Origin of the sequence: Mycobacterium sp. E2699 (assembly GCF_001666745.1) — a bacterium.
In the GTDB taxonomy this organism is placed as follows: domain Bacteria; phylum Actinomycetota; class Actinomycetes; order Mycobacteriales; family Mycobacteriaceae; genus Mycobacterium.
On sequence record NZ_LZJH01000074.1, the window covers coordinates 1 to 889 of the forward strand.

At 68.6% G+C, this 889-nt stretch carries 1 protein-coding gene; it reads left to right on the top strand.

Going from position 1 to position 889, the window contains the following annotated elements:
• Positions 1-59 precede the first annotated feature (59 nt).
• The coding region (locus A5696_RS11745; RefSeq protein WP_197516955.1) for a glycosyltransferase at positions 60-889 on the top strand (830 nt) is incomplete at its 3' end.

Here is an 889-nt window from a genome sequence, read left to right on the forward strand (position 1 = left end):
CGGGGTCAAGGATTGATGCGGGTCCAGCGCGCACCGGAAGCGAAGGGCCGGACTCCGTCATGAAGTTTGCCTTGGCGGCCCACGGGACCCGCGGCGATGTCGAGCCCTGCGCCACCGTCGGTGCGGAGCTGCGGCGCCGTGGACACGATGTGCGAATGGCGGTGCCGCCCAACCTGGTTGACTTCGTCGAGGCCGCCGGCGTGCCCGCCGTGTGCTATGGGCCGGACACGCGGGAGCAGGTGGTGGCCGTCGCGGATTTCACCCACAACGCCTTCAAGGTGCAGAATCCGGCGCGCTTCGTCCGCGACCTGAAAGCGCTTTTCGTCGAGGGCTGGGCGGAGATGAGCCGGACGCTCACCGCGCTGGCCGACGGTGCCGACCTGTTGGTGACGGGCCAGACCTACCACGGGGTGGTCGCGAATGTCGCCGAGTACTACGACATTCCGGTCGCAGGGCTGCATCACTTCCCGGTGCGGGTCAACGGTCAGCTCGGTGTCCCCTTCCTGCCGTCACCGGCGCCCGTGGTCCGCACGACACTGACGGCCGGCTGGTGGCTGTACTCGCGCATCACCAAGGCGGAGGAGGACGCGCAACGCCGGGAACTGGGTCTCCCGCCGACGACGGTTTCGGCGTGGCAACGGATGGCCGAAGCCGGAACGCTGGAGCTGCAGGCCTACGACGAGGCGGTTTTCCCGGGGCTCGCGGCGGAATGGAATGGCAAGCGGCCCTTCGTGGGTGCGCTGACGCTGGAGTTGGGCGCGGACACCGATGACGAGGTCGCGTCCTGGATCGCCGCGGGAAAACCGCCGATTTACTTCGGTTTCGGCAGCACGCCGGTCCAGTCCCCCACGGAGACGGTGGCCATGATCGCCGACGCCTGTGCCGAGTT